Raw genomic sequence first — 24,678 nt, 5'->3', positions numbered from 1 at the left:
GCAGATCGCCGTGCAGGCCTCGCTTACCGGGCACTTGGTGCTGGCCACCTTGCACACCAACGACGCGGTGTCGGCGGTCAATCGCTTGATCGATATGGGGGTCGAGCCGTTCTTGCTGGCGTCGTCAATGCTCGGCGTTCTGGCGCAGCGCCTGGTACGCCGGCTATGTCCGCACTGCAAGGAAGAAGATTCCGCCAGTCCAGGCACCTGGCGCCCGCTGGGGTGTGTTGCATGTAATCACACGGGTTACAGCGGCCGCACCGGCATTCATGAGTTGTTCTGCATTGACGATGACATTCGCACGCTGATCCATCAGGGCGCCGGCGAACAGGCGCTTAAAGCCGCAGCGCGCAACGCCGGCATGTTCAGCATGCGTGAAGACGGCGAGCGTTGGGTCAGCAGCGGCGTGACCGCGCCTGAAGAAGTGCTTCGCGTGACACGGGACGCCTGATGAACCGCTACCGTTTTGAGGCCGCCGACGCCACGGGCAAGGTTGAGACCGGGCACCTGGAGGCCGACAGCCAGCGCGAAGCATTCAGCCTGTTGCACCGGCGCGGTTTGACCGCCTTGCAAGTCCAGCTTGAGAACAGTGAGCCTGGGCGCGGGGGGATGTTCAGCGCCAAGCTGTCCGACAACGACCTGGCCTGGGCCACCCGACAGTTGGCCAGCCTGCTCAGCGCCAGCCTGCCGTTGGAGGCAGCGTTGAGTGCCACGGTGGAACAGGCCGAGCGCAAGCACATCGTCCAGGCCCTGACTGCGGTGCGTGCCGATGTGCGCGGTGGCATGCGCCTGGCCGATGCCTTGGCCGCACGGCCACGGGACTTTCCAGAGATTTACCGGGCGCTGATTGCGGCCGGGGAAGAGTCCGGTGACCTCGCCCAGGTCATGGAGCGGCTGGCCGATTACATCGAAGAGCGTAACAACCTGCGCAGTAAAATCCTCACCGCGTTCATCTATCCGGGAGTCGTCGGGCTGGTGTCGATTGCTATCGTGATCTTCCTGCTCAGCTACGTGGTGCCGCAGGTGGTCAGCGCATTTTCCCAGGCGCGCCAAGACTTGCCCGGATTGACCTTGGTCATGCTCAACGCCAGTGATTTCATTCGCGGGTGGGGGTGGCTGTGTTTCAGCGCGCTGGTGGCAGGGTTATGGGGCTGGCGGGTGTACCTGCGCAACTCCGTGGCGCGTTTGCGCTGGCATCGTCGGGTATTGCGCCTGCCGTTGATCGGGCGCTTTGTGCTGGGGCTCAATACCGCGCGGTTTGCGTCGACCCTGGCGATTCTCGGCGGCGCCGGGGTGCCGTTGCTGCGTGCGTTGGAAGCTGCGCGCCAGACCCTGTCCAACGATTGCCTGAGCCAAAGTGTCAACGAAGCCACTGCCAAAGTGCGTGAAGGCGTCAGTCTGGCCACGGCGCTGGCGGTGGAGAAAGTGTTCCCGCCATTGCTGATCCACCTGATCGCCAGCGGCGAAAAAACCGGCTCGCTGCCGCCGATGCTGGATCGTGCAGCGCAAACGCTGTCCCGCGATATCGAGCGCCGGGCGATGGGTATGACCGCACTGCTTGAACCCCTGATGATCGTGGTGATGGGCGCGGTGGTGCTGGTGATCGTGCTGGCGGTGTTGTTGCCGATCATCGAGATCAACCAATTGGTGCAGTAGGCGCACAAAAAAGCCCTCGTCACCGAGGGCTTTCCTTTCACTGATGTTGCTCCGTCACTTAGAGCTTACCGGCGCCGGCCTTGGCCTTGACGTCGGCGGCGACCTTGTCGGCAGCCAGTGGGGTGTAGCTGTAAGGCGGGGTCCAGCCGATGCTCGAACTCCATGAGCAGCTCAGGGCACTGCCGTTGAGGGTCGAGCCGCTGTCGCGGTAGACACTGCCACCGTAGTCGCCGGCGATCTTGTCGCAACCGCTGATACCACTGATCTCGAAGGCGTTACGCTCGGAGAAGATCTTCGAGTTCTTGCCCACGCCATGGGCGTACGAGAACGGGTAGACCTTATGGCTGGTGCTGCCCACGTGGTAGTTGTTGTACAGATGCACCTGGCCGAAACGCACGCGCGGCGCACGGGCCGAGATGTTTTCGAACAGCGTGTTGTGGATGGTGACCTTGAGCTTGCCGTCATCGGTGGTGCGTGAGTCGCTGGAACCGATCAGGTTGTTCTTCTCGTGGGACTTGAACGCCGAATACGAAATGGTCACGTAGTTGGCGCCGTTCTTGACGTCCAGCGCACCGTCGTGATGCTGCTTCGGACGGCCATTGGCGCTGCCGTTCTGGTCATCGGTGCGGCGGCCGTCGGTGAAGGTCACGTGATCGACCCATACGTTGTTGGCGCCTTCGATGGTCAGGCCGTCGTACTCGGAGTTCCAGTTGCCCGCGCTGCCATCGTCCTTGTCCCAGATCGGCTCAGGGTCCCAAGGGTTTTCGATGGTGATGTTGCGGATGATGACGTCGTTTTCCTTGGCATAGAAGAAACCCTCGCGGATTTCGGCATTGCTGGTGGTGCCGACGATGGTGGTTTTACCGGGAATATCCAGGCGACCACGTACTTTCATATCGGCAGTCGTCGTATAAGCTTTGCCTTCGCTGATGTCGATGATGCCGGTGATTTTGATGATGCGGCCGTTGGCGCCGACCGAAGCCTTCAGTGCGGTTTTCAGTTCGGCGGCGTTTTTTGCCGTGTAGATGTTATTCGCTGCTGCACGGGAACCACCCTTGGTCCCGCCGTTCTGAGTGGCCCAGCCAGTCGTGGCCGAATCCAGCCAAATGTCCGCTGCGTGGGCTGGAACGCTGGAAAACAGCAGGGCGCCGACAACGGCGCTAGCCAGTTTGCAAGCAGTGAAAGCTGAGGGTTTTGTCATGAGTAATCAGATCCTTGATTAACTTGAGTAGTTGAACGCGCACAGGCATGCGCGTTTCTCGAGCGGACGTCCTTGCCACTGGTGCAGCGAATCGAACGTCCGCTGCATGAGAAATACTATCATGTGATTTGAATGTTGTCGTACCACTGATTGCGTAATGATGTGCTTTCTTTCGCAAATGGCGAGGTGTGGTTGGCGATGGGTCGTTTACAAGGCCCAGCCGCCTCAATGCCCCTCGTCACTCAGCGGCAGACCGGTGTCTTTTGATCCGGTACATATCACCGTCGGCATGGCTGAGCAGGGTATCGGCGTCTTCTCCGTCCGCCGGATAGATCGCCACGCCGATACTGCAGGACGGCATCTTTACCCCACCAAACTCAGCGCCCAGCGGCTCGGCCATGACCGCGAGGATCTGCGCCACCTTTGCGCCAATCGCGTCCCGCGACGGCGCATCCGCCAACAGCACGGTGAATTCATCCCCGCCCATCCGGGCCACCAGGTCGCTCTCGCGCACGCAGCGTTCCAACCGGCGGGCAATCACACACAGCACCCGGTCGCCCATGGCATGGCCATGCACGTCATTGATGCCCTTGAAGTCATTGATGTCCAGAAACAGCAGTGCCAGGGCACTGTTGTGAGACCGTGCGGCGAGCAGGGCGCCGTCCAGTCGATCATTGAACAGCGACCGGTTGGTCAGCGCCGTCAGCGGATCATGATGGGCAAGGAAGCGTAATTCTTCTTCGGCCTGGGTAAGCGCCGTCACGTCCCGTGCGACCCCGATCCTCGCGCCGACTTCCTGGGACCAGAACGCCGCCCACAGGATGTGCACGACACTGCCATCCTTGCGGATATAGCGGTTGCGAAAGTCGACATGGGGTTTGCCATTCATGACCCGGACAATCGAGGCCCGCGTACGTGCCAGGTCTTCCGGGTGCATGTACCGGGTGATCAGCGTGCCCGTCAGCTCTTCGGCACGGTAGCCGAGCAGGGCTTCGCAGGCGTCGCTCACGAAGACAATCTGGTTATCACTGTCGACGACAAACACCGTATCCAGCATCAGGTGGATCAATTTGGGGTACAGCGCTTGCAGGTCTACGGGCATGGGGCATCGAGCATCCGGTTCATATCGGCCGATCATAGCCCGATCATGGCGGGGCGCGACGAGCAATTCTGCACATTTTTGATGGCCGGTGCAGCGGTCGAGGCAGGTGGAGTCAGGCCCGGACATGCTTGACTCTGTCCCATGGGACACCTTGTATGCTTTTTTCCAGGCGCGCGTTGTTTGATAGCCAGAACCGTAAAGGCCGTCACAAGGAAACCGAAAAATCTCGCGGTTGGGTTCAGTAGCGAATCATCACCGATTTCAGCTCGGTGTAATCCTCAATGAATGCGCTGCCGAACTCCCGGCCTATCCCCGAGGATTTATTGCCGCCAAACGGCACCGCCGGGTCCAGCATGGTGTGCATGTTTACCCACACCGTGCCGGCTTCGATGGCGGGCACCATGCGCAGGGCCTTGCCCAGGTCATTGGTCCAGAGGCTGGCGCTCAAGCCGTAAGGCGTGTTGTTCATCAAGGCCAGCAGCTCTTCTTCGGTGTCGTAGGGGAAGAATGTGGCGATCGGGCCGAAGGTCTCCTCGTTGAGCAAGGTGTCGTTGACGGTGTTGGCGAGGATGATCGTCGGCTCGACGTAGCAGCCCGGACGGTCGATCAGGTGGCCGCCGTGAATGATGGTGTTGTTTTCGGCGCGGGCCTTGGCAAAGAACTCACCGAGTTTGAGTTGATGTTGGCGGTTGGTGACCGGACCGAATTCGGTGCGCTCATCCAGGGGCGAACCGATGTTCAGGCTGCTCAGGCGTTTGGCCAGTGAGTCCATGACCGCTTCGATCTGTGAACGATGTACAAAGAAGCGCTCGGCGGCGGCGCAGATCTGCCCGGAATGCAGGAAACCCGCCTCTATGATGCCGTTGACGGCCTTGTCCAGATCCACATCGCGCAGGAATCCGGCCGAGTTTTTGCCGCCCAGTTCCAGGGTAGTGCGGGTCAGTCCGGTGCCCATGGCGCTCTGGCCCACGGCGATCCCGGTCGGCACCGAGCCGGTGAATGACACTTTGTTGGTGCCGGGGTGTTCGATCAGGGCTTTGCCCACCAGGCCGCCACCGGTCAGTACGTTCAGCACACCGGCAGGCAGGCCGGCTTCAATCGCCAGTTCGGCAATGCGCAGGATGGTCAGCGGCGTGAACTCGCTGGGCTTGATGATGACGCTGCAACCGGTCACCAGCGCCGAGGCGAGCTTCCAGATGGCGATCATGGTCGAAAAATTCCACGGCACGATGCCGACCACCACCCCGACCGGCTCACGCAGGGTGAATGCGGTGTAGCGTTCACCAGCGAAGGAGGGCAGCGACGGGGTGATGGTCTGGCCGCTGATTTTGGTGGCCCAGCCGGCGTAGTAACGCAAAAAATGCGCGGCCTGATCGACTTCGAATGCGCGGGAAATCTGGATGATCTTGCCCGATTGGCAGGTTTCGATCTGCGCCAGTTCTTCGCGGTGTTGCTCCAGCAGGTCGGCCAGTTTGAGCAGCACATTGCCGCGCACGGCCGGTGCCACCTGGGACCACTGCTTGAAGCCACGCCGTGCCGACGCTACAGCCGCATCGACATCGGCCGGGTCGGCATCGGCGACCTGGGCGATGACCTGGCCGGTGGCCGGGTTGATCACGTCCAGCGTGCGGCTGGAGTGGCTTTGCACAGAGCCACCGTCGATAAACAGCGCGTGGTGTCGAGCGAGGAAGGCGTCGACCTGAGGCAGCAGTGAAATATCGCTCATGGGGTTTTCCTGATCGCGAACAAAGAAAGCCCCGAGGTTAATCCTCACGGGAGTGCCCGGCTTGACTGTGCCTGCCGAGCGCTATGTCTGTGGCTGCCAGCCCTGTGAAAAGTACAATCTTGACTCTGGAAGGTGCATGTTCGGCGGGGAAGCCGCGCTCCATACTGGCCCTGCATCCGGCGCCACGCCTCGCTTCATGGGGTTGCCCGGACATCCAATAATAAGCAGGGCCATCCATGAAAAAGCCAAACCCGCTCCTCGAAGACCTCAAGTCCGTATTGCCGACCATCGCCGCCAATGCCTTCCAGGCCGAGCAGGACCGCAAGGTGCCTGCCGAGAACATTGCGCTGCTCAAAGGCATCGGCCTGCACCGTGCATTCCAGCCCAAGGCGTTCGGTGGCATGGAGTTGTCGCTGCCACAATTTGCCGACTGTATTGCGTTGCTCGCCGGAGCCTGCGCCAGCACGGCTTGGGCCATGAGCTTGCTATGCACCCACAGTCATCAATTGGCCTTGTTTTCGGCCCGGTTGCAGCAGGAAGTCTGGGGCTTGGACCCGAATGCCACGGCCAGCAGCAGTATCGCGCCGTTCGGTCGCACCGAGGCGGTCGAGGGCGGTGTGTTGTTCAGCGGTGAGATGGGCTGGAGCAGCGGCTGCGACCACGCTGAATGGGCGATTGTCGGTTTCCGTCGGCCCACTGCCGAGGGCACTCAGGATTACTGCTTTGCGGTGCTGCCGCGCAGCGACTATCAGATCCGCGACGACTGGTTTGCGGCGGGCATGAAAGGCAGCGGCACCAAGACCCTGATCATCGACAAGGCCTTCGTGCCGGAGCACCGCATCCAGAAGGCCAAGGACATGATGGAGGGCAAGTCTGCAGGCTTCGGCTTGTACCCGGACAGCAAGGTATTTTACTCGCCTTACCGTCCGTATTTCGCCAGCGGTTTTTCCACAGTGAGCCTGGGCGTCGCCGAGCGGATGCTGGAGGTGTTCCGCGAAAAGACCAGGACGCGGGTGCGTGCCTACACCGGCGCTGCGGTCGGTGCGGCGACTCCGGCGTTAATGCGGCTGGCCGAGTCGACGCACCAGGTCGGCGCTGCGCGGGCGTTTCTGGAAAAGACCTGGGCCGAACATGCCGAGCACAGTGAACAGCAACGCTACCCCAGCCGCGAAACCCTGGCGTTCTGGCGCACCAACCAGGCGTATGCCACCAAGATGTGCATCCAGGCGGTGGATCGCCTGTTCGAAGCCGCCGGCGGCAATGCCTGGTTCGAACACAACGAGATGCAGCGCCTGTTCCGCGATTCGCACATGACCGGCGCCCATGCCTACACCGACTACGACGTCTGCGCGCAGATCCTCGGCCGCGAGCTGATGGGCCTGGAGCCCGATCCAAGCATGATCTGAAGCTGCTTTTGAAAACAACAATCAGGGCTGCGCCTGACGCAGCCCGGGAGTCTTGCATGTCTGAATCGATCTTCGACCCACGGGCCTTTCGCCGCGCCCTGGGCAACTTCGCCACGGGCGTCACCGTGGTCACCGCCGCCGACTCTACCGGGCGCCAGGTGGGTGTTACCGCCAACAGTTTCAACTCGGTGTCTCTCGACCCGCCGCTGGTGCTGTGGAGCCTCGACAAACGCTCCAACAGCCATGAGGTGTTCGAGCAGGCCAGCCATTTTGCGGTCAACGTGCTGGCGGCAGACCAGATTGACCTGTCGAACAATTTTGCGCGGCCCAAGGACGACCGTTTCGCCGAGATCGCGTACGAACCAGGGGCGGGCGGTGCACCGGTGTTCGCCGATTGTTCGGCGCGGTTTCACTGCGAGAACTACCAGCAAGTGGATGGCGGTGATCACTGGATCATGATCGGCAAGGTGGTGGCCTTCGACGATTTCGGCCGCGCGCCGCTGCTCTACCATCAGGGCGCGTACTCCATGGTCCTGCCCCATACGCGCATGACCAAACGTGATGAAAGCCAACCTCCGAGCAGCCATTTCCAAGGGCGACTGCGCCACAACCTGTACTACCTGATGACCCAGGCGGTACGCGCCTACCAATCCAGCTACCAGCCCCGGCAACTGTCCACCGGCCTGCGCACCAACGAGGCGCGGATGCTGATGGTGCTGGAGAATGATGCCCGGCTAAGCCCCAGCGAGCTGTTGCGGGAAGTGGCGATGCCAGTGCGGGAAATTGAAGATGCGGTGGCGAACCTCAAGCGCAAGGGCCTGGTGGACGACGATGAACACGGCGTACGCCTCACCGCAGCCGGCGTCGAGCAGACCGAAGACCTGTGGGCGATTGCGCGGGAGCAGCAGGAGAAGGTGTTTGCCGAGTTCAGCCAGGACCAGATCGAAACCTTCAAGACGGTGCTCAAGCAGTTGATCAGCCAGTGCTGATGAGCGGGTGAGCAGTTCACCGGTCCTGCAGACACAGCCGGTCAAATGTGGGAGGGGGCAAGCCCCTCCCACATCGTGTGTGGCAGCCAGGCGCAAGTCCCTTGCAGGCTCGTACAAGCAATCACGGTCGGTTTGCGATCAGATCCAGGGTTTAGACTCGATGCGCAAAGGACAGACCGATGTTCTTCAGGAAAAAAAAGCCGATGCAGGACCTCGCGGAGTCTCTCAGGCAACAGCTCGCTCAACAGCTTGCACAGGCAGACCACCAACGGCTTCTCGCCGAGGCCGCCGCCAGGGACCAGGCTACCCAGCAGGCAATCAGCGAACAGGCGCTTCAAACCCTTCGACAACAACTGGAGCAGGCCCGCCAGCGTGAGGGGACATTGGACGCTGAGGTGCACCAATACCGGCAGCTTTGCGATCAGCATCAACACGAAACGCAGATCTGGGAGCTGCTGCTCTCCACCATGACTGAAGGCTGCTGGGACATCACGGTGGTCAACGGCGACGTGCAGAACCCCGGCAGCCAGATGCGGATTTTCAATCAGTTTCGCCTGCTGCTGGGCTATGCTCCCCATGAGCTGCCCGATGGCTGGGATGCTCAGGTGAGCGTCACCCATCCCGATGATTTACCCAAGATCATGGCGATCTTCGACCGGGAAATCCTCGCGTCCCATGGCAGCGGCGAGTATGTATTCGAATACCGGATGCGCCACAAGAGCCGTGGCTACATCTGGTGTCGCGAGCGTGGGCGGGCGGTGCGCGATGCCCAGCGGCAGTTGACGCGGGTAATCGGCGCGGTGCGCGACATCAGTGATGAACAGTCGGCCAAGACCACCCATCAGCAGTTGCTGGAGCACAATCAGGCAACCTACGGCCAGATCGCCACCGTGGTGAGTGTGATCAAGGGCATCGCCGACCAGACTAACCTGTTGGCCTTGAACGCTGCTATTGAAGCGGCGCGGGCGGGTGAGGTCGGCCGTGGGTTTTCAGTGGTGGCCGATGAGGTACGCAAGCTGGCGGAAAACACCCGCCAGGCGACCCATCAGATTCAGACGATGTTGCATCAGCACAAACACTAGAAAGCGGGCACGACCGTGAGGCTTTCCAACGTGGTCGCCTTGAGGCAGCCCAGCCGCAGGCGTTGGCAGGCAGCAACAAAAGCGGCGGCAGACATGGACAAGACGCTCGGTATGTCCTGGGCGCACAGTGATTTGGCTCGATGCCGTTTCGATCAGGGACTGGCTGGGGAGGGCGTTATCGCCGGCTCCTTGTACGGCTCGATGCATCCACTAAGAAATCCGCTTTCGAGGATCCGCACCATGTCGATCAATGACCGGCTCACACAGCATTTGAAACGAGGCAGCGTCGGCTTTCCGACCGCGCTGGCCAGCACCATTGGCCTGATCATGGCCAGCCCGGTGATTCTTACCGCGACCATGGGGTTCGGGATCGGCGGCAGCGCCTTTGCGGTGGCGATGTTGATCGCGGTGGTGATGATGCTGGCCCAGGCGACCACTTTTGCCGAAGCCGCCTCGATCCTGCCGACCACCGGTTCGGTCTACGACTACATCAATTGCGGCATGGGGCGTTTCTTTGCGATCACCGGCACCTTGTCGGCCTACTTGATCGTGCATGTGTTCGCCGGCACCGCCGAGACCATTCTGTCCGGCGTTATGGCCCTGGTGAACTTCGAGCACCTCAATACCCTCGCGGAATCGGCCGGCGGTTCCTGGTTGCTGGGGGTCGGGTTCGTCGTGGTGTTCGGCATCCTCAATGCCTTCGGGGTCAGCGCCTTTGGCCGGGCCGAGATCATCCTGACCTTCGGCATGTGGACCACGCTGATGGTGTTTGGCGTGATGGGCCTGATTGCGGCACCGGCGGTGCAACTGGATGGCTGGTTCGGCGTGTCGCTGGTGGGCACTGACCTGATCACCATTCTGTCGCTGGTGGGCATGGCGATGTTCATGTTTGTCGGCTGTGAGTTTGTCACGCCGCTGGCCCCGGACTTGCGCAACTCGGCCAAGGTCATGCCCAAGGCGATGATTCTGGGCTTGCTGAGCGTGGCCACCTGCATGTTCATCTATGGCGCGGCGATGAAGCGCCAAGTCGAAAACGTGCTGTTGGACGCCGCCTCGGGCGTGCACCTGCTCGACACGCCGATGGCGATCCCCCGATTTGCCGAGCAGGTCATGGGGCAGGTCGGGCCGCTGTGGCTGGGGATCGGTTTTCTGTTTGCCGGTGCCGCCACTATCAACACGCTGATGGCCGGTGTACCGCGGATTCTCTACGGCATGGCCGTGGACGGTGCATTGCCCAAGGTGTTCACCTACCTGCACCCGCGCTTCAAGACACCGCTGGTGTGCATCCTGGTGGCGATGCTGATCCCGTGCCTGTATGCGCTGTGGCTGGGCGGCAATACCGACAACATCATGCACCTGGTGCTGGCTGCGGTGTGTGCGTGGAGTTTCTCTTACCTGCTGGTGACGCTGTCGGTGGTGATCCTGCGCATTCGTCGTCCTGATCTGCCACGGGCCTATCGTTCGCCGTTCTTCCCGTTGCCGCAGATCCTGTCCAGCGTCGGCATCTTGCTGGGCATGTGGTTCATCACCCCACCGGGCATGAATCCCGCCGACATCTATGTGCCGTTTGGCGTGATGCTCGGGATCACCGCGACCTATGCGCTGTTCTGGACATTGGTGGTGCAGAAGGTCAATCCATTCAAGCCGGCGTCGGTAGAAGACGTGCTGGCCAAGGAGTTTTCCCATGAGCCTGGCAACCCTCACTACGGGTATATCGAGCATGCTGCAAAAGCTGTCTGAGCTGTTCAGTGCCCAACGCGCCCCGGCCGGCTACCGCCCCGGCGTCACGCTTGAGTACCTGCGCCGCAACCTTGGCCTGGCGGGTTTTACCTCGACGGGACCGACAGGCGCGGTGTTCGGACTGGGTGATGGCGGCCTGCAAGTGGCGGTTGGCGAGCGCACTGAATCGCAGTTGCTGATGCACCTGGTCATGACTGAATTCGTGATCAAAGTGCCCGCCTCAGAGCAGGGCAATGCACGCTTTGAGCTGCACCACCGCGGGTCGATTCGGCGCACGGGGCTGGGGTTTCGGCAACGGGCGGGTGCGCCGACTTTGCTGCCCAGGCTGGAAGTTGCGTTGAAGCAAGATCAGGCACTGCATCACGCGTTGATGGTGCTGGATTTCAAGCGCCTGCGCATCGAACTGGACGGCCTGCATTGGCAGGTACGGCTTGAACACATGGGAGGCAGCGAGGTGGTCAACCGCATGCCCGCGTTTCGTCGCTATATCGCCTTGAGCGGTGCGCAGCGAGAGGCTTTGTTCGATGTCCTGACGGGATTGAAGCGGGCGCTGGGCGCGTTCTGATTTTTGGTTACTTGGCATCATTACTGCTTCTACACACGGCATTACGTAGTTGTTGCGCCTATATAGATAACATGTTAACTATTGGCCGACAAAAACAAGAAGCCACTGTGGAGTTGCCATGAGCACCTATCAATCTGCGCACCCTGGATTGGATACCTGGACTCAGGATTTGCGAGCGGCCTGCGGCCATTTCGACACTGAACTGGCCTTCAACCGTTCGCTGTTCATCGGCGAGGTGTCGACGCTCTCACGGGGCTGCCTGTCACTGGCTTCCCTGCGTACCAATGCCGGCCTGATCAAGCGCGTACGGGCCAACCCCGATCACGACAACGACCAGCATTGCTTCCTCGTCAGCCAGCGCAGCGGCTATTGCCAGATCACCCAGAACGACGAGGTTATCCAGTTGGCGCCAGGTGACATGCTGCTGATGGATTCCACCGGCTCAATCGAGATCAGCCCGTTTGGCCTGATCGAACACGCGTCGCTGTCTCTCTCGCGCAACGAAGTCTGCAAGCAACTGGGCAACGCCTCGAAAACCTTCGGCAAGATCTCATCGAGCAAGGCCTGTGGGCGGATGCTCCATGTGCTGATGGACCAACTGTGCCGGGAAGGGCTGCAGGGTCAGGATTCGATGGAAGAGGCCCAGGCCTTGCAGGCGGCGTTTGTGTCCTTGCTGGGTTCGGCGTTTGACGTGGATAACACCCAGGGTGACAGCGCCGCTTCATTGCAAGGCAGCAACCTGCGCAGCTATGTGCAGAAAGTCATCGATGAGTCCTTGACTCAACCGGGCTTGAGCCCCGTGGGCCTGGCCAATCGGCTGAACATCTCGGTGCGACACTTGTACCGCCTGTTTGAAGAGCAGGACGACAGCGTCTGCCGCTACATCCAGCGGGCGCGGCTCAAGCGCAGCGCGGATGACTTGACCAACCCATTCCTCAAGAGCGAGTCGATCACCTCGATTGCCTACAAGTGGGGCTTCACCGATTCGGCGCACTTCAGCCGCTCGTTCAAGAAGCAATTCGAGCTGTCGCCCAAGGACTTTCGGTCGACCCACCTGCAACAAGCGGTCGGCGCGGCTTAGGTTATCGGTTGATCAATGAAAGCGCTCAGCCTGTCGGCCAGTAAGATTTGTGCGGTGGCGGTCGACCACTTTGCCGATCATGGATACGACGCCTCGTCGCTGAACGACATCGCGACCGGTGCGGGCATGCGCAAGGCGTCGCTGTACGCGCATTTTGTGAGCAAGGATGCGCTGTTTCAGACGGTCTTTCAGATTGCCCTGGACCACGAACATCACTACATCGCGGGGTGCTTCCAGGACGAGTCCGGGGGCACGGGGATGCCAGGGCACTTGCACCTTGAGCGCTTGATTGGCCGCTATGAAGGCTCGGCGCACCTGCGCTTTCTGCTGCGCACGGCGTACTTTCCGCCAGCGCAGATTCGCGGTGTGATTACCGCAGGATTCGAGGGGTATCTGGGCTGCATCCGTGAAGACTTCCAGCGTGCAGCACGAGGTCGGTACAGCAGGGTAGAGCCCGAGGCGCTGCAGGTGTTTTGCGATGCCTACCTGGGCATCGTCGACAGCTTGCATGTGGAGTTGATCTATTCGACGCCACAGGGTTACGTAAAGCGGTTGGCGGCGTTGTCGCGGGTGTTCGGTGATTCACTGTCAATGCTGGAAAGGGCCGGGCGTTATTCCACGAACACACCCTGATCAAAATGTAGGAGGGAGCAAGCCCCCTCCCGCAGTTGACCCGGCAGCGGTTATTTCACCTCCGGCAACGTCGACCCGCCATCTACCACAATAGTCTGCCCGGTGATGTAAGCCGCCAGGTCGGATGCCAGGAACAGCATCGCCCCGGCAATATCCTCCGGCGCGCCGAGCCTTCCGAGTGGCACGCGGTTGGCGATGTCGGCGTTGACTTGCCCATCGCCCAGGTTGCCCATGGCCGGTGTGGCAATCATCCCAGGTTCCACGCCGTTGACTCGTACCCCATCGCCGGCCAGTTCCAGCGCCGCGCTGCGGATAAACCCGTTGACCCCGGCCTTTGACGCCGCGTAGTGACTGAGGCCCGGATAGGCCACCCGCGGCCCGGTGACCGATGAGGTGACCAGCACGCAGCCGCCGCCTTGACGCTGGAACATCGGCAAGGCGGCCTGGGTCAGCCAGAACAGCGCCGAGAGGTTGACCGCAAGTGTGCGTTCCAGCACGGCGGGGGTGATCTGGGCGAAGGGGGTCAAGGGGAAGTAGCCGGCGTTGTGCACCAGGATATCCAGGCGGCTCCAGTCCTGGTCTATGGCCTTGACGGCGTCGAACACGGCGGTGGTATTCGCCAGATCAAGTGCCATGGCTTCGACCCGGCAGCCCCGCACGCACAAGTCTTCGGCCAGTGCCTGGGCTTGCGCCAGGCGCAGGTCGGCGATCATCACGCGCGCGCCGCGCCAGGCGAACGCCTCGACGATAGCCTGGCCGATGCCTTGGGCGCCGCCGGTGACCAGCACGGTTTTGCCGCTGAAATTCAAGTCTTCAGCCATGGGCAGTCTCCAGATGGGCATAGGCCAGCGTCGGTACGTCGACGATGCTCGAACCGCCGTCCGCGACCACGCTTGCGCCGGTGATGATCGAGGCATCGGGGCTGGCGAGGAAGCGGCACACCTTGGCGATTTCGTCAGCGCTGGCGGGGCGGCGCAACGGCACGTCGGCGCAGACGCGGGCATAGGCTTGCGGCAAGGTGTCACCGTAAAAGTCCATCAACGGCAGCATCTCCTGATCGGCCATCGGCGTGGTCACCCAGCCTGGGCACACTGCGTTCACCCTGACTCCACGCGGCCCATAGTCCCGTGCCAACGAGCGGTTAAGCCCGAGCAGCGCATGCTTGGCGGTGGTGTAGCCGCAGACTTCAGGCCCGGCGGCCAGGGCGGCGATGGAGCCGAGCAGCACGATATTGCCGGCGTTTTCGATCAGCAGCGGCAGGCAGGCGCGGGCGCTGTAGAACGCGCTGTCCAGGTTGCTGCGCAAGGCGGCTTCCCAGGTGGACGGGCTGGTTTGGCTGACGCTGCCGACGCCGTGCCCACCGGCACACGCCAGCAGCACGTCGAGTCGGCCATAGCGCGTGCGAATGTGCGCGATAAACCCTTCCCAGGTATCGGGGCAGGCCGCATCGCCGACCAGGACCAGGCCTCCGGTTTCCCCGGCCACCTGTTCCAACGGCTCGCGGCGCCGGCCGATCAGGACCAGGTTGGCCCCCTCGGCGGCGTACAACCGGGCGCAGGCGGCGCCGATGCCGGTACCTGCGCCGGTGATGACGACGGTGCGTGGGTCAGGCATCGGGATACTCCGTGCGGTTGAGTACTTGGCAATAGGAACTGACCGGAAAGTTCGACAGCTCAGCGAAGGACGCATCGGCATAGCCGAAAATCTTGCCGTCGCTGCGGTGCTGTTGCAGGTCGATCAAGACCAGGCCCAAGGTCGGGATGATTTTTTCGCGCCAGACAAACAGGTACAGCTCCTCGGCGATTTTGTAGTAGTGGCAGCGGTCGGTATCGCACAGGCCTTGCTCAACGCCCTTGATGCATTGCCAGGCGTAGAACTGATCGTTCAAGTAGATGTGCTCGTACACTTCGCTGGGGCTGTAGCGATACAGATTGCGCAAACCGGTCAGTTCCTGGGTTGGCGCGTGAGGGCACATCCCGGGCTGCCAGGGTTGATCCAGGCTGCCGTGCAGGAAGTCCACCTCAACCGAGGTCAATGCCTTGCCGGCCAGGGCGCGGCTGTAGAGGCCTTCTTCAGTCTGCTCGCGGCGCGGCATGCGGCCGATCACGGCGGTGAACGACGCCGTGGCGGTGTCCAGCACCAGGCTGATCGACCACGCCTGGCCGGCTTCGTGCTTGATGAAGTCGACCAGGTACAGCCCCGGCCGCACCGACGTGGCGCGGTAGGCCGCCGAACCGCTGGAATGTCCATCGGCGGCATGCCAGTGCAGCGCTTCGGTCTCGAAGCGGTGCTCGATCTGCCAGCCATTGGCGAAGTGCAGGGTGAAGGTCTTGCCGTTGAGGTCGGCGAGGTTGGGCAGGATGAACGCGTCAGGCGCGAAACCGTCGGCGAGGGCGCCTACGGTGATCCAGTCGGATGGGGTGGTCATAGCATGGCTCCGGTGGGTTGGATGGACAACCCGGAGCATGGGCTGGAGCCGCGCACCCGCCTATCAACCGAATGGTTGAGCCCGCTATAGAAACAGTGCCGTCACCAGTTCGGTGCGGTTGCTCACGCCCGCCTTGCGGAACAGATGGATCAGGTGGGTCTTGATGGTGGGCAGGCCGATGTTCAGCTCCAGCGCCAGTTGCTTGTTGCTTGCGCCTTGCCGCAACAACCACGCGATCTGGCGTTCTTTGGGGGTGAAGGCAGCCAATGCATCGTCACAGGGCTGCATGTTGACCACCGCCATTTGCAGCAAGGCCTGCAAGGCATTGAGTTGCGCCAATTGGTCGGGGGTAAAGGCGCCTTGTGCGGCGGTGCGCAGTAACGAAATGGCGGCCTGGGGCTGGTGGGCGCGATGGGCGACAATTTCCACCACGTCGACCACTCCGTAACGCGCCAGAAAGTCCCGATAGCGGCGACTGTCACGCAGGGGTTGCCGGGCCATGGCCAGACCCAGCGGGACCACGGCGAGCCCGGTGGACAGGCAATTGCGCGGTTGCAACGGGTCGAACTGTCGGTAGTTGTCCAGGTAGTCGCGGTGCATCTCGCCACTCATGCCGTGCAGCCGGAAGTCGCGGGCTTGAAGCTGGCGGTCGACACAATAGAACGCCGCCTGGCTGGCGGGCACGAGCTGGGTGAACGCCTGCAGGCAATGGCCGGCGACTTCCTGAGCGGGGATGGCGTGCATGGTCGGTCACCTGCGCCGGAGAAAACGCTGCCGACCGAAGCCGGCAGCCAGAACCATCAGACAACTGCGAAATAATGCTTCACAAAACTCTCGCTCACAACCTCCCACAGCACCGCCGTGCCCTTGGTCACGAACCAGCTGTCGCCGGCCTTGTAGCGGGTGCTCTGGCCGGTGCTTTCATCGGTCAACACCACTTCGCCGGTGACCACGGTGGCCTGTTCCGCGAATGGGTAAACCATGCGGAACTTGCCTTGGGTGGTGCCGAAATAGGCACTGCTGACCGCGTCGGTCGGTGCGCCAAAGGTCATTTTGCCAAAGGCGTTGACTTCGCCTTCAAGGATTTCGGAACCGAGGTCGGCAACAGTGCCCCAGGCATCGAGGTCGGATAATTGGATGTCTTTCTTGAGCGTGGTAATGGGCATGGCAGTTCTCCTTGAGAATGAAACGGTGGGCATCAACGACGACCGTTGAAGTAACCCGACAGTTGATGAAGGCTTTTGCCGGCGGTCAGCAGCAGTGGGCGGATATGGTCCTTGCCCAGGATCTGCGCATGCTTGACCGAACTGATCAGGTCGTAGCGCGATGAGCCTTCGCTCATGCCTTCGGCCAGGACCTTGCAGATGATGTGGCTGGGCGTGACGCCAAAGCCGGCGTAACCCTGCACGTAAAAGGCATTCGGGCGGCCGCTGAGGGTGCCGATCTGCGGAAACAGGTTGGTCCCGGTCGCCATCGGGCCGCCCCAGGCCAGGTCGATCTTCACGTCCTTGAGGTACGGGAAAATCTTCAGCATCAGGTTGCGGTTCCAGGCCTTGAGGTCCAGCGGGATGTGCTCGACAAACGGCGTGGCGGCTCCAAACAACAGGCGGTTTTCGTTGGTGACGCGGTAGTAGTCGATCACCGGGCGAATGTCGCTGTAGGCGCCGCGTATCGGGCTGATGCGCTGGATCATCTCGTCCGACAGCGGTTCGGTCATCAACTGGAAGGCGTAGGTGTTGACGGTGGTCTTGTGCAGCTCGGGTTCGAGTTTGTTGAGGAAACTGTCACAGGCCCACAGCAATTTGGACGCCTTGACCGAGCCGCGCCCGGTGCGCACAGTGATGCGCTCGCCATAACTTACTTCCAGCGCCGGGCTGTGCTCATAGATGCGCACGCCATGGCTGGCCAGCGCCTTGGCTTCGCCCAGCAGCAGGTTGAGCGAGTGCACATGCCCGCCGCCCATGTGCAGCAACGCGCTGGTATAGGCGTCGGAACCAATGATCTGCTTGACCTCGGAGCCGCCCAGAAAGCGGATTTCATCCTGGGTATTGATCGACTTGAAGTCTTTCTCCCAGGCGCGCAGGGTTTTTTCCTGGCGGGCGTTGAAGCCCATGTAGCCGTAGCCGTGGCAGAAGTCGGCGTCGATCGCGTATTTGGCGATGCGGTCCTTGATGATGCCGGCGCCCAGCTCGCTGATTTCAAAGATCTGGCGCAGGCCTTCATCGCCCACTTGTTGCTTGATCTTTTCCAGGTCATGGCCGATCCCCGCCATGATCTGCCCGCCGTTGCGGCCCGTGCCGCCAAAGCCCAGGTAGCGCGCTTCGAGCACCACAATGTTGGTGATGCCTTTTTCAGCAAGTTCCAGGGCGGTGTTGATGCCGGAGAAACCGCCACCAATCACTACCACGTCGGCTTCCACGTCCTGTTCAAGGGTCGGGAAGCTGAGGTTGTATTTCTTGGTTGCCGAGTAGTAGGTCGGCGTTTCGATATTGATCATGGCGCAGCCTGGAAAGTGAAGGGGAACTCACCGCAGAGCCGATAAACAGCTCTGTGCCTGTTGGGGTGTATTAACTGCCTTCCGAGCGGTAGGTGTCTTGATTCTGTGTGCCGCCGGTCTTGACCGTGGCTGCCAATGTCACCCATGGATCCCGCACGGCGGTAAAGCTGCACACGGCGACTGATGGCCAATGCTAGAATGTTGTTAATCTGTTAACTAATTGCGACGCCAGTGCCCATGCCCAAACCGCGCCAATCCTTGACCCTTACTTTGCTCCATGCGCGTGAAGCCGCCATGGGTTTTTTTCGTCCGTCCCTTAACCAGCACGGTTTGACCGAGCAGCAATGGCGGGTCATTCGCATCCTGAGCCAGCACGATGAGCTGGAGATCAATCGCCTGGCAGAGCTGGCGTGCATCCTCAAACCAAGCATGACGGGTGTGCTGGTGCGCATGGAGGCGGCAGGGATGGTTGAGCGGCGCAAGGCGCAGCAGGATCAGCGGCGGGTGCTGGTGCGGTTGGCCGAGAAGGGGCAGGCCTGTTTCGCTTCGATGAGCCAATGTATGGAGGCCAATTATCAGCGTTTGCAGGCCGGGTTCGGCGAGGAGAAGTTGCAGACGCTGCTGACGTTGCTCAATGAGCTCAAAACCCTGAAGCGCTGATAACCGATCTCCCTATGTGGGAGGGGGCAAGCCCCTCCCACATTTGGACTGATATTCGGCTCTAAGGCCTCGGTGACCTTCGCATCGTCAATAGATAGCACCGGCGGTGCTTGCGGGCGCCGGTGCATCTTTGAACGCCGCCGCCAGGCTTTGCAGCCCACGCATCAGCACCGTAGTGTCCACGCCTACCGCCACAAACGCGGCACCCAGTTCGATGTAACGCCGGGCCAATGCCTGATCGGCGCTGAGAATACCGGCGGCTTTCCCCGCTTGGCGGATACGGGCGATGGCATCTTCAATCGCCGCCTGCACTTCAGGGTGACCGGGGTTGCCGCGATAACCCATTGAGGCGCTGAGGTCAGCAGGGCCAATAAACACCCCATCCACACCCTCTACCGCCGCAATCGCATCCAGGTTGGCCAGGCCTTCGCGGCTTTCGATCTGCACCAGCAGGCACATCTGCTCGTCGGCTTTGTCGAGGTAACCGGCGATGCTGTTCCAGCGTGAAGCCCTGGCCAGAGCGCTGCCGACGCCGCGCACGCCGTTGGGCGGGTAGTGGATCGCTTTGACCAGTTCCCGGGCCTGCGTGGCGCTTTCCACCATCGGCACCAGCAACGTCTGTACGCCGATGTCGAGCACTTGCTTGATCAGCGCGGTGTCGCCGATGACCGGGCGAATCACCGGATGGCTGGGGTAGGGTGCCACGGCCTGGAGCTGACCGAGCATGCCGCGCAGGTCGTTGGGGGCGTGTTCGCCGTCGATCAACAGCCAGTCGAAGCCGGCGTTGGCGGCCAGTTCCGCGCAGTAGGCATCGGACAATCCCAGCCACAGGCCAATCTGCGGTTCGCCGCTGTGCAGGCGTTGCTTGAAGGTGTTGATAGGCATATCCATCGAGCAATCTCCGGTTAAACGAAACGGCAGGCGATCGAGCCCAGCATGTCGTAGTCGACATGGAAGGTATCGCCAGGGTTGGCCGCCACCGGCCGGGTGAAGGAGCCGCCGAGGATGATTTGCCCAGGTTGCAGGGTCACGTCATAGGCGGCGAGTTTATTGGCGAGCCAGGCCACGCCTTTGGCGGGGTGATTGAGCACAGCGGCCGACACGCCGGATTCTTCGATCACGCCATTGCGGTAGAGCACTGCGGGCACTTTGCGCAGGTCGATTTCGGTGGGGCGCACGGCGCGTCCGCCCATGACCACGCCAGCGTTGGCAGCGTTGTCGGAGATGGTGTCGAACACCTTGCGCGTGGCATTGGTATGCGGGTCGATCTGCTGGATGCGGGCGTCGATGATTTCCAGCGCCGGGATCACCCACTCGGTGGCGTCCAGTACATCAAACACCGTCACGTTCGGCCCTTTGAGCGGTTTGCCCAGGATGAACGCCAATTCCACTTCGACCCGCGGCACGATAAAACGCTCGAAGGGAATATCGGTGCCCTCATCGAAGAACATGTCATCGAGTAGCGCGCCGTAATCCGGCTCGGTGATGTTGGATGACACCTGCATGGCGCGGGAAGTCAGGCCGATCTTGTGGCCGACCAGCTTGCGCCCGTCCTTGATCTTCTGGGCGACCCAGGCGCGCTGGATCGCGTAGGCGTCTTCGATGGTGATCGCCGGGTGCTCCAGGGAAAACTGGCGCACCTGTTCCCGTGACCGTTCGGCCTGGTCGAGGCGGGCGGCGGCTTGCTGGATAAGCTGTTGATCAAGCATGACAAGGGTCTCTCAGTGAGGGTTGACGATGGCGGCCTGGGTGCGCAGCACCAGCAAACCACCGAGTGCAATCAGCAGCGCCAGGGCGTAAAGGGCCAGGCTGGCGCTGTGGGTGGTGTCGCGCACCCAGCCGATCAGGTAGGGCGCGAAAAAGGACGCGATGCTGCCGAAGGAGCTGATCAAGGCAATGCCGGCGGCCTGGGTGGTGTTGGACAGGAACGCCGGCGGCAACTGCCAGAACATCGGCAACGCGGCGCTGGCGCCCATGCCGGCGAGGATCAGGCCGCCCAGCACCAGGACCGGATTGGCGGGGGCGAGCCCGGCGATGGCAATGCCGGCGGCCGCCATCAGCAAGGGCACGCACAGGTGCCAGCGGCGTTCACGCTGGCGATCCGACGAGCGCCCGCAGCCGATCATGAAAAAGCAGCCCGCCAGGTAGGGCACCGCGCTGAGCAGCCCGACCTTGCCGTCGCTGCCGACGCCGGCGCCGTGGATCAGCGTCGGCATCCAGAACGCCAGGGTGTTGACCGCCAGCATCACCGCGAAATACACCGCCACCAGCAGCCACACTTGCGGGTTGCGCAGAATCGCGGAAAACGAGGTGATGGATTTGCGCTGTTCCTCGGTGTGCAGTTGCTCGCGCAATTGTTGTTTTTGCCCAGGCGTCAGCCAGGTGACGGTTTCGAAACTGTCCGGCAGGCACTTGAGTACCACCAGCCCGAGCAGGATGACCGGCGCGCCCTCGATGACAAACATCCACTGCCAGCCGCGCAGGCCGCCCAGGTCATGAAAATGCTCAAGGATGCCGCCCGACAGCGGCCCGCCAATCACCCCGGCCATGGGCACGGCAATCGCAAACAGCGCGGTGACTTGCGCACGTCGACCGGCGGGATACCAGCGGTTCAAGAACACCAGAATGCCAGGGAAGAAACCCGCCTCGGCCACCCCGAGCAAGAAGCGCAGCACATAGAAGCCCGTGGCGCTGTCGACCATGAACATGCAGGTCGACAATGCGCCCCACACCACCATCAGTGTGGCGATCCAGCGCCTCGGGCCGACACGGTCCAAGGCCATGTTGCTCGGCACGCCGAACAGCGCGTAGGCGACGAAAAACAGACCGGCGCCGAAGCCGTAGACCGTGTCGCTGAAATTCAGGTCGGCGCTCATTTGCATCTTGGCAAAGCCGATATTGATGCGGTCGAGGTGGGCGAAGAGGTAGCAGATCAGCAACAGCGGCATCAGCCGCCAGGTGATGGTGCCGTGGGTGCGGTCGCGGACGACGCTGCCGAGGCTGTCGGCGGTATTGGCTGTGCTCATGGTTTTATACTTTTTGTCTGAGAAGGCCGATGGCGTGAGCAGGCGGGGCGTGCTAGCCCACCTGCGCCTTGAGGAAGGCGTGCACGTTGTTCTGCTTGAAGTTGAGCTGCTCGTGCAGTTCGATCATTTCAAACGACAAGGCCAGCAGGCGTTGGGCCTGAAGCGCGGCAAAGTGCCCGGTGATCACCTCGAAGAGCTGTTCGGCGACCTTCTGCCGGGTTGCCAGGTCGCGACCGTGGCCGACTTTGAGAGTCATGTGCACGAAGGCGTAGTCGTGCTTGCCATCGGCCATGCGCCAGGTGTCCAGACGCACGCCACGGCTGCGGATGCCGCCCAGCGGGAATACGCCGCTGTCGCCCAGGGTGGCGTGGACTTTTTCAAACAGGCCGGGCAAGTCCGCCTGCTGTTCGATGTTGTCGGTGTATTCAGCGATGAAATGGGGCATGAATGGCTCCTTCAGGCCACACGGCGACACCGTGCGGCCATACGGTCAAACAGGGAAAACAGCGTTGATCTGCCCGGTGCCCGAGCTGCCAAACGGCGCGGTGATGATCTCGGCAGGCTTGTCATAATCCGGCCCGCCAAGCAGCCCGAGGAGCATTGCGGTGTCGTGCATCTTGCCTTCGCCAAAGCAGTGTTCGGCATAGTCCGGCAGCATGGCGCAGAACTCTTTCCAGCGGCCCTGGCGCCAGAGTTCCACCACATGCAGGTCGACCTGTTTGTCGAATTCCCGCGTCCAGTTATGGATATTGGCTTCGGCATTGCGGTCGTCGGAGAACCGGTGCGACAGAGAACCCGAGGCCAGCACCACGACTTTGCGGTCGCTCTTTTCGATGGCCCGGCGCACGGCGGCGCCAAAGGTGAAGCTGTCTTGCAGGCGATGCCAGGCGCACCAGGCGGCGATCGACACGACATTGAATTTCTGATCTTCAGGCACGCCCATGTGCATGTAGCGCATCGGCACCAGCGTGCCGTATTCCAGCTCCAGGCTGGGGATGTTGTGGGCCAGGGTGCGCACGTCGGCGGCGTTGGCTTCGGCGGCGATCAGTTCGCCCAGCTCCGGGCAGCCTGGGTATTCGTAGTCCATGTTTTTGATGAAGTGCGGCAGCTCGTTGCTGGTGTAGGTGCCCTTGAAGTGCTCGCCGCTGTTGACGTGATAGGCGCTATTGACCAGCCAGTGCACATCGAACACCACGGCGGTATCGGCGCCCAGTTCGCGGGCGCGGCGCCCGATCTCCTTGTGGCCGGCAATCGCCGCTTCACGGCAGCCGTGGTGCTTGCCGGGCAGCTCCGACAAATACATCGAGGGTACGTGGCAGATTTTCGCAGCCAGGACGACTTCGCCCATGATGATTCTCCTGAATATTATTCTTGTCTTGGGGGCTTCGGGTGATGAGGGAGCAAGCTCCCTCGCCGGTCTTAATCAGACGCCCCAGCGTGGAATGTGATGGCTGCCCATCGAGATGCACACGTTCTTGATCTCGGCGAACACCTCGAAGCTGTATTGGCCGCCTTCACGGCCGGTGCCGGAGCCTTTCACGCCACCGAACGGCTGGCGCAGGTCGCGTACGTTCTGGCTGTTGATGAACACCATGCCGGCTTCGATGCCGTAGGCCAGACGATGCGCCTTGCCGATGTCCTGGGTCCAGATGTACGACGCCAGGCCATACTCGGTTTCGTTGGCCAGCTTGAGGGCTTCGGCTTCGTCCTTGAAGGGAATCAGGCACACCACCGGGCCGAAGATTTCTTCCTGGGCAATGCGCATGCTGTTGCTCACGTCAGCGAACACCGTCGGCTGGATAAACTGGCCTTTGCTCAAGTGCGCCGGCAAGTTGGCCGGGCGTTCCAGGCCGCCGGCGAGGAGGGTGGCGCCTTCTTCAAGGCCGATCTTGATGTAGCCGGTGACCTTGTCGTAGTGGGCTTGGGTGATCATCGAGCCGACTTGGGTTTTCGGGTCTTGCGGGTCGCCGACGATCAAGCGTTTGGCGCGGGCGGCAAACTCGGCGACGAACTGCGGGTACACGCTTTCCTGGATAAAGATCCGGCTGCCGGCGGTGCAGCGTTCGCCATTGAGCGAGAAGATCGTGAACAGTGCCGCGTCGAGTGCGCGTTCCAGGTCGGCGTCTTCAAAGATCAGCACCGGCGACTTGCCGCCCAGTTCCATGGAGTACTTTTTCAGGCCGGCGGTCTGCATGATCTTCTTGCCGGTGGCGGTACCGCCGGTGAAGGAAATCGCACGCACATCCGGGTGACGCACCAACGCATCACCGGCCGTGGCGCCGTAGCCCTGGATCACGTTCAGCACGCCGTTGGGAATGCCGGCTTCCACAGCCAGGCGCCCCAGTTCGTTGGCGGTCAATGGCGACAGTTCGGACATTTTCAGCACGGCGGTATTGCCCAGCGCCAGGCATGGCGCGGTCTTCCAGGTGGCCGTCATGAACGGCACATTCCACGGCGACACCAGCGCGCAGACACCCACCGGTTGGTACAGGGTGTAGTTGAGCATCTGGTCGTCGACCGGGTAGCTGTGGCCGTCCATGCGCGTGCAGACTTCGGCGAAGAAATCGAAGTTGTGCGAAGCGCGGGGGATCAACACGTTTTTGGTCTGGTGGATTGGCAGGCCGGTGTCGAGGGTTTCCAGCTCGGCCAGGTGCGGCACGTTCTGTTCGATCAGTTCACCCAGCTTGCGCATCAGGCGCGCACGTTCTCTGGCCGGCGTGCCTGCCCACTTCGGAAAGGCTTCCTTGGCGGCGGCTACGGCCTGCGCCACTTCTTCGGCGCCGCCGCTGGCGACTTCACCGATGGCGTCGCCGGTGGCCGGGTTGTAGTTGACGAACACGTCTTTGCTTTCGACCTCACGGCCGTTGATCCAGTGTTTGATCATGC

24 protein-coding genes and 2 pseudogenes are annotated in these 24,678 nt (G+C 61.8%); 11 read left to right on the top strand and 15 right to left on the bottom strand.

Annotated elements, in window-relative coordinates; genetic code table 11:
- Together EJD88_RS20400 and gspF are read left to right on the top strand one after the other, a co-directional pair.
- A partial coding sequence (locus EJD88_RS20400) for an ATPase, T2SS/T4P/T4SS family (RefSeq protein WP_160385065.1) occupies window positions 1-451 on the top strand: 451 nt, incomplete at its 5' end.
- A complete protein-coding gene (gspF, locus tag EJD88_RS20395) occupies window positions 451-1,656 on the top strand; it encodes a type II secretion system inner membrane protein GspF (RefSeq protein WP_158878868.1) in 1,206 nt (401 codons plus the stop codon). The genes EJD88_RS20400 and gspF, both read left to right, overlap by 1 nt.
- Window positions 1,657-1,714: 58 nt before the next feature.
- Here gspF and EJD88_RS20390 read toward each other — a convergent pair whose 3' ends face one another.
- The 3 genes from EJD88_RS20390 to EJD88_RS20380 all read right to left on the bottom strand — a co-directional run bounded on the left by EJD88_RS20390 (window position 1,715) and on the right by EJD88_RS20380 (window position 5,685).
- Window positions 1,715-2,857 (bottom strand): polysaccharide lyase family 1 protein, encoded by a 1,143-nt coding sequence (locus EJD88_RS20390; RefSeq protein ID WP_158878867.1) that lies wholly within the window; start codon window positions 2,855-2,857, stop codon window positions 1,715-1,717.
- 238 nt (window positions 2,858-3,095) lie between these two features.
- On the bottom strand, window positions 3,096-3,959 hold the full coding sequence (locus tag EJD88_RS20385; RefSeq protein ID WP_158878866.1) for a sensor domain-containing diguanylate cyclase: 864 nt from the start codon (window positions 3,957-3,959) through the stop codon (window positions 3,096-3,098).
- A gap of 238 nt (window positions 3,960-4,197) precedes the next feature.
- A complete protein-coding gene (locus EJD88_RS20380; protein WP_158878865.1) occupies window positions 4,198-5,685 on the bottom strand; it encodes an aldehyde dehydrogenase family protein in 1,488 nt (495 codons plus the stop codon).
- 236 nt (window positions 5,686-5,921) lie between these two features.
- Here EJD88_RS20380 and EJD88_RS20375 point away from each other — a divergent pair, with 236 nt between their 5' ends.
- The 8 genes and pseudogenes from EJD88_RS20375 to EJD88_RS20345 all read left to right on the top strand — a co-directional run bounded on the left by EJD88_RS20375 (window position 5,922) and on the right by EJD88_RS20345 (window position 13,181).
- The gene (locus EJD88_RS20375; protein ID WP_158878864.1) at window positions 5,922-7,091 is read left to right on the top strand and encodes a p-hydroxyphenylacetate 3-hydroxylase oxygenase component; all 1,170 of its coding nucleotides are present in this window, start codon (window positions 5,922-5,924) and stop codon (window positions 7,089-7,091) included.
- 56 nt (window positions 7,092-7,147) lie between these two features.
- Window positions 7,148-8,080 (top strand): p-hydroxyphenylacetate 3-hydroxylase reductase component, encoded by a 933-nt coding sequence (locus EJD88_RS20370; RefSeq protein WP_158878863.1) that lies wholly within the window; start codon window positions 7,148-7,150, stop codon window positions 8,078-8,080.
- Between the two features lie 179 nt (window positions 8,081-8,259).
- A pseudogene (locus EJD88_RS27395) lies at window positions 8,260-8,853 on the top strand (PAS domain-containing protein); the annotation flags it as partial.
- Window positions 8,839-9,150 (top strand): annotated as a pseudogene (locus EJD88_RS27600) (methyl-accepting chemotaxis protein); the annotation flags it as partial. The pseudogenes EJD88_RS27395 and EJD88_RS27600, both read left to right, overlap by 15 nt.
- 252 nt (window positions 9,151-9,402) lie before the next feature.
- A complete protein-coding gene (locus EJD88_RS20360) occupies window positions 9,403-10,902 on the top strand; it encodes an APC family permease (RefSeq protein ID WP_158878861.1) in 1,500 nt (499 codons plus the stop codon).
- Complete coding sequence (locus tag EJD88_RS20355) at window positions 10,883-11,467, top strand: DUF3156 family protein (RefSeq protein ID WP_158878869.1); 585 nt, start codon at window positions 10,883-10,885, stop codon at window positions 11,465-11,467. Before EJD88_RS20360 ends, EJD88_RS20355 begins: the two co-directional genes overlap by 20 nt.
- Window positions 11,468-11,585: 118 nt before the next feature.
- The gene (gene feaR / locus EJD88_RS20350; protein ID WP_112194634.1) at window positions 11,586-12,548 is read left to right on the top strand and encodes a transcriptional regulator FeaR; all 963 of its coding nucleotides are present in this window, start codon (window positions 11,586-11,588) and stop codon (window positions 12,546-12,548) included.
- 15 nt (window positions 12,549-12,563) lie between these two features.
- Entirely contained in the window at window positions 12,564-13,181 is a 618-nt protein-coding gene (locus EJD88_RS20345; RefSeq protein WP_099584491.1) for a TetR/AcrR family transcriptional regulator, read from the top strand.
- 50 nt (window positions 13,182-13,231) lie between these two features.
- Here EJD88_RS20345 and EJD88_RS20340 read toward each other — a convergent pair whose 3' ends face one another.
- The 6 genes from EJD88_RS20340 to EJD88_RS20315 form a co-directional block, all read right to left on the bottom strand.
- The gene (locus tag EJD88_RS20340; RefSeq protein WP_158878860.1) at window positions 13,232-14,002 is read right to left on the bottom strand and encodes an SDR family oxidoreductase; all 771 of its coding nucleotides are present in this window, start codon (window positions 14,000-14,002) and stop codon (window positions 13,232-13,234) included.
- A complete protein-coding gene (locus EJD88_RS20335) occupies window positions 13,995-14,795 on the bottom strand; it encodes an SDR family NAD(P)-dependent oxidoreductase (protein WP_158878859.1) in 801 nt (266 codons plus the stop codon). Before EJD88_RS20335 ends, EJD88_RS20340 begins: the two co-directional genes overlap by 8 nt.
- Entirely contained in the window at window positions 14,788-15,609 is an 822-nt protein-coding gene (locus EJD88_RS20330; protein ID WP_099584494.1) for a molybdenum cofactor biosynthesis F family protein, read from the bottom strand. The genes EJD88_RS20335 and EJD88_RS20330 overlap by 8 nt, the downstream gene beginning before the upstream one ends.
- An 84-nt stretch (window positions 15,610-15,693) precedes the next feature.
- Window positions 15,694-16,353 carry a helix-turn-helix transcriptional regulator gene (locus tag EJD88_RS20325; RefSeq protein ID WP_158878858.1) on the bottom strand — a complete coding sequence of 220 codons (660 nt, stop codon included), beginning with the start codon at window positions 16,351-16,353 and terminating at the stop codon, window positions 15,694-15,696.
- A 56-nt stretch (window positions 16,354-16,409) separates the two neighbouring features.
- Window positions 16,410-16,775 carry a cupin domain-containing protein gene (locus tag EJD88_RS20320; RefSeq protein WP_158878857.1) on the bottom strand — a complete coding sequence of 122 codons (366 nt, stop codon included), beginning with the start codon at window positions 16,773-16,775 and terminating at the stop codon, window positions 16,410-16,412.
- 32 nt (window positions 16,776-16,807) lie between these two features.
- Entirely contained in the window at window positions 16,808-18,106 is a 1,299-nt protein-coding gene (locus tag EJD88_RS20315; protein ID WP_158878856.1) for an FAD-binding oxidoreductase, read from the bottom strand.
- A gap of 237 nt (window positions 18,107-18,343) precedes the next feature.
- Here EJD88_RS20315 and hpaR point away from each other — a divergent pair, with 237 nt between their 5' ends.
- Window positions 18,344-18,766, top strand: a complete 423-nt coding sequence (gene hpaR, locus EJD88_RS20310; protein WP_099584498.1) for a homoprotocatechuate degradation operon regulator HpaR — start codon at window positions 18,344-18,346, stop codon at window positions 18,764-18,766.
- Window positions 18,767-18,853: 87 nt separating this feature from the next.
- On the opposite strand, the gene hpaI is transcribed toward hpaR, so the two are convergent.
- The 6 genes from hpaI to hpaE all read right to left on the bottom strand — a co-directional run bounded on the left by hpaI (window position 18,854) and on the right by hpaE (window position 24,676).
- Window positions 18,854-19,657: a 4-hydroxy-2-oxoheptanedioate aldolase gene (hpaI, locus tag EJD88_RS20305; RefSeq protein WP_112194650.1), complete on the bottom strand. Its 804-nt coding sequence runs from the start codon at window positions 19,655-19,657 to the stop codon at window positions 18,854-18,856.
- A gap of 14 nt (window positions 19,658-19,671) precedes the next feature.
- The gene (hpaH, locus tag EJD88_RS20300) at window positions 19,672-20,475 is read right to left on the bottom strand and encodes a 2-oxo-hept-4-ene-1,7-dioate hydratase (RefSeq protein WP_112194652.1); all 804 of its coding nucleotides are present in this window, start codon (window positions 20,473-20,475) and stop codon (window positions 19,672-19,674) included.
- A gap of 12 nt (window positions 20,476-20,487) precedes the next feature.
- Window positions 20,488-21,792, bottom strand: a complete 1,305-nt coding sequence (locus EJD88_RS20295; protein ID WP_158878855.1) for an MFS transporter — start codon at window positions 21,790-21,792, stop codon at window positions 20,488-20,490.
- 52 nt (window positions 21,793-21,844) lie between these two features.
- A complete protein-coding gene (locus tag EJD88_RS20290) occupies window positions 21,845-22,237 on the bottom strand; it encodes a 5-carboxymethyl-2-hydroxymuconate Delta-isomerase (protein ID WP_099584502.1) in 393 nt (130 codons plus the stop codon).
- A gap of 45 nt (window positions 22,238-22,282) precedes the next feature.
- Window positions 22,283-23,140 carry a 3,4-dihydroxyphenylacetate 2,3-dioxygenase gene (gene hpaD / locus EJD88_RS20285; RefSeq protein ID WP_112194656.1) on the bottom strand — a complete coding sequence of 286 codons (858 nt, stop codon included), beginning with the start codon at window positions 23,138-23,140 and terminating at the stop codon, window positions 22,283-22,285.
- A 75-nt stretch (window positions 23,141-23,215) separates the two neighbouring features.
- Window positions 23,216-24,676, bottom strand: coding sequence for a 5-carboxymethyl-2-hydroxymuconate semialdehyde dehydrogenase (hpaE, locus tag EJD88_RS20280; RefSeq protein ID WP_158878854.1), 1,461 nt, complete (start codon window positions 24,674-24,676; stop codon window positions 23,216-23,218).
- Window positions 24,677-24,678: the final 2 nt, after the last annotated feature.

It is taken from the genome of Pseudomonas sp. PB105 (assembly GCF_009764655.1).
GTDB classification, from domain to species: domain Bacteria; phylum Pseudomonadota; class Gammaproteobacteria; order Pseudomonadales; family Pseudomonadaceae; genus Aquipseudomonas; species Aquipseudomonas cyclaminis.
This window is presented reverse-complemented; position numbering and strand designations above follow the sequence as displayed.

Bases quoted from the DNA above. Each gene is read 5' to 3' on its own strand.
- hpaR (WP_099584498.1), top strand. From the start codon at position 18,344: ATGCCCAAACCGCGCCAATCCTTGACCCTTACTTTGCTCCATGCGCGT.
- gspF (WP_158878868.1), top strand. From the start codon at position 451: ATGAACCGCTACCGTTTTGAGGCCGCCGACGCCACGGGCAAGGTTGAG.
- EJD88_RS20380 (WP_158878865.1), bottom strand. From the start codon at position 5,685: ATGAGCGATATTTCACTGCTGCCTCAGGTCGACGCCTTCCTCGCTCGA.
- EJD88_RS20360 (WP_158878861.1), top strand. From the start codon at position 9,403: ATGTCGATCAATGACCGGCTCACACAGCATTTGAAACGAGGCAGCGTC.
- hpaE (WP_158878854.1), bottom strand. From the start codon at position 24,676: ATGATCAAACACTGGATCAACGGCCGTGAGGTCGAAAGCAAAGACGTG.
- EJD88_RS20295 (WP_158878855.1), bottom strand. From the start codon at position 21,792: ATGAGCACAGCCAATACCGCCGACAGCCTCGGCAGCGTCGTCCGCGAC.
- EJD88_RS20290 (WP_099584502.1), bottom strand. From the start codon at position 22,237: ATGCCCCATTTCATCGCTGAATACACCGACAACATCGAACAGCAGGCG.
- hpaI (WP_112194650.1), bottom strand. From the start codon at position 19,657: ATGGATATGCCTATCAACACCTTCAAGCAACGCCTGCACAGCGGCGAA.
- EJD88_RS20325 (WP_158878858.1), bottom strand. From the start codon at position 16,353: ATGCACGCCATCCCCGCTCAGGAAGTCGCCGGCCATTGCCTGCAGGCG.
- EJD88_RS20390 (WP_158878867.1), bottom strand. From the start codon at position 2,857: ATGACAAAACCCTCAGCTTTCACTGCTTGCAAACTGGCTAGCGCCGTT.
- feaR (WP_112194634.1), top strand. From the start codon at position 11,586: ATGAGCACCTATCAATCTGCGCACCCTGGATTGGATACCTGGACTCAG.
- hpaD (WP_112194656.1), bottom strand. From the start codon at position 23,140: ATGGGCGAAGTCGTCCTGGCTGCGAAAATCTGCCACGTACCCTCGATG.
- EJD88_RS20330 (WP_099584494.1), bottom strand. From the start codon at position 15,609: ATGACCACCCCATCCGACTGGATCACCGTAGGCGCCCTCGCCGACGGT.
- EJD88_RS20345 (WP_099584491.1), top strand. From the start codon at position 12,564: ATGAAAGCGCTCAGCCTGTCGGCCAGTAAGATTTGTGCGGTGGCGGTC.
- EJD88_RS20375 (WP_158878864.1), top strand. From the start codon at position 5,922: ATGAAAAAGCCAAACCCGCTCCTCGAAGACCTCAAGTCCGTATTGCCG.
- EJD88_RS20385 (WP_158878866.1), bottom strand. From the start codon at position 3,959: ATGCCCGTAGACCTGCAAGCGCTGTACCCCAAATTGATCCACCTGATG.
- EJD88_RS20370 (WP_158878863.1), top strand. From the start codon at position 7,148: ATGTCTGAATCGATCTTCGACCCACGGGCCTTTCGCCGCGCCCTGGGC.
- hpaH (WP_112194652.1), bottom strand. From the start codon at position 20,475: ATGCTTGATCAACAGCTTATCCAGCAAGCCGCCGCCCGCCTCGACCAG.
- EJD88_RS20355 (WP_158878869.1), top strand. From the start codon at position 10,883: ATGCTGCAAAAGCTGTCTGAGCTGTTCAGTGCCCAACGCGCCCCGGCC.
- EJD88_RS20335 (WP_158878859.1), bottom strand. From the start codon at position 14,795: ATGCCTGACCCACGCACCGTCGTCATCACCGGCGCAGGTACCGGCATC.
- EJD88_RS20320 (WP_158878857.1), bottom strand. From the start codon at position 16,775: ATGCCCATTACCACGCTCAAGAAAGACATCCAATTATCCGACCTCGAT.
- EJD88_RS20315 (WP_158878856.1), bottom strand. From the start codon at position 18,106: ATGATCAATATCGAAACGCCGACCTACTACTCGGCAACCAAGAAATAC.
- EJD88_RS20340 (WP_158878860.1), bottom strand. From the start codon at position 14,002: ATGGCTGAAGACTTGAATTTCAGCGGCAAAACCGTGCTGGTCACCGGC.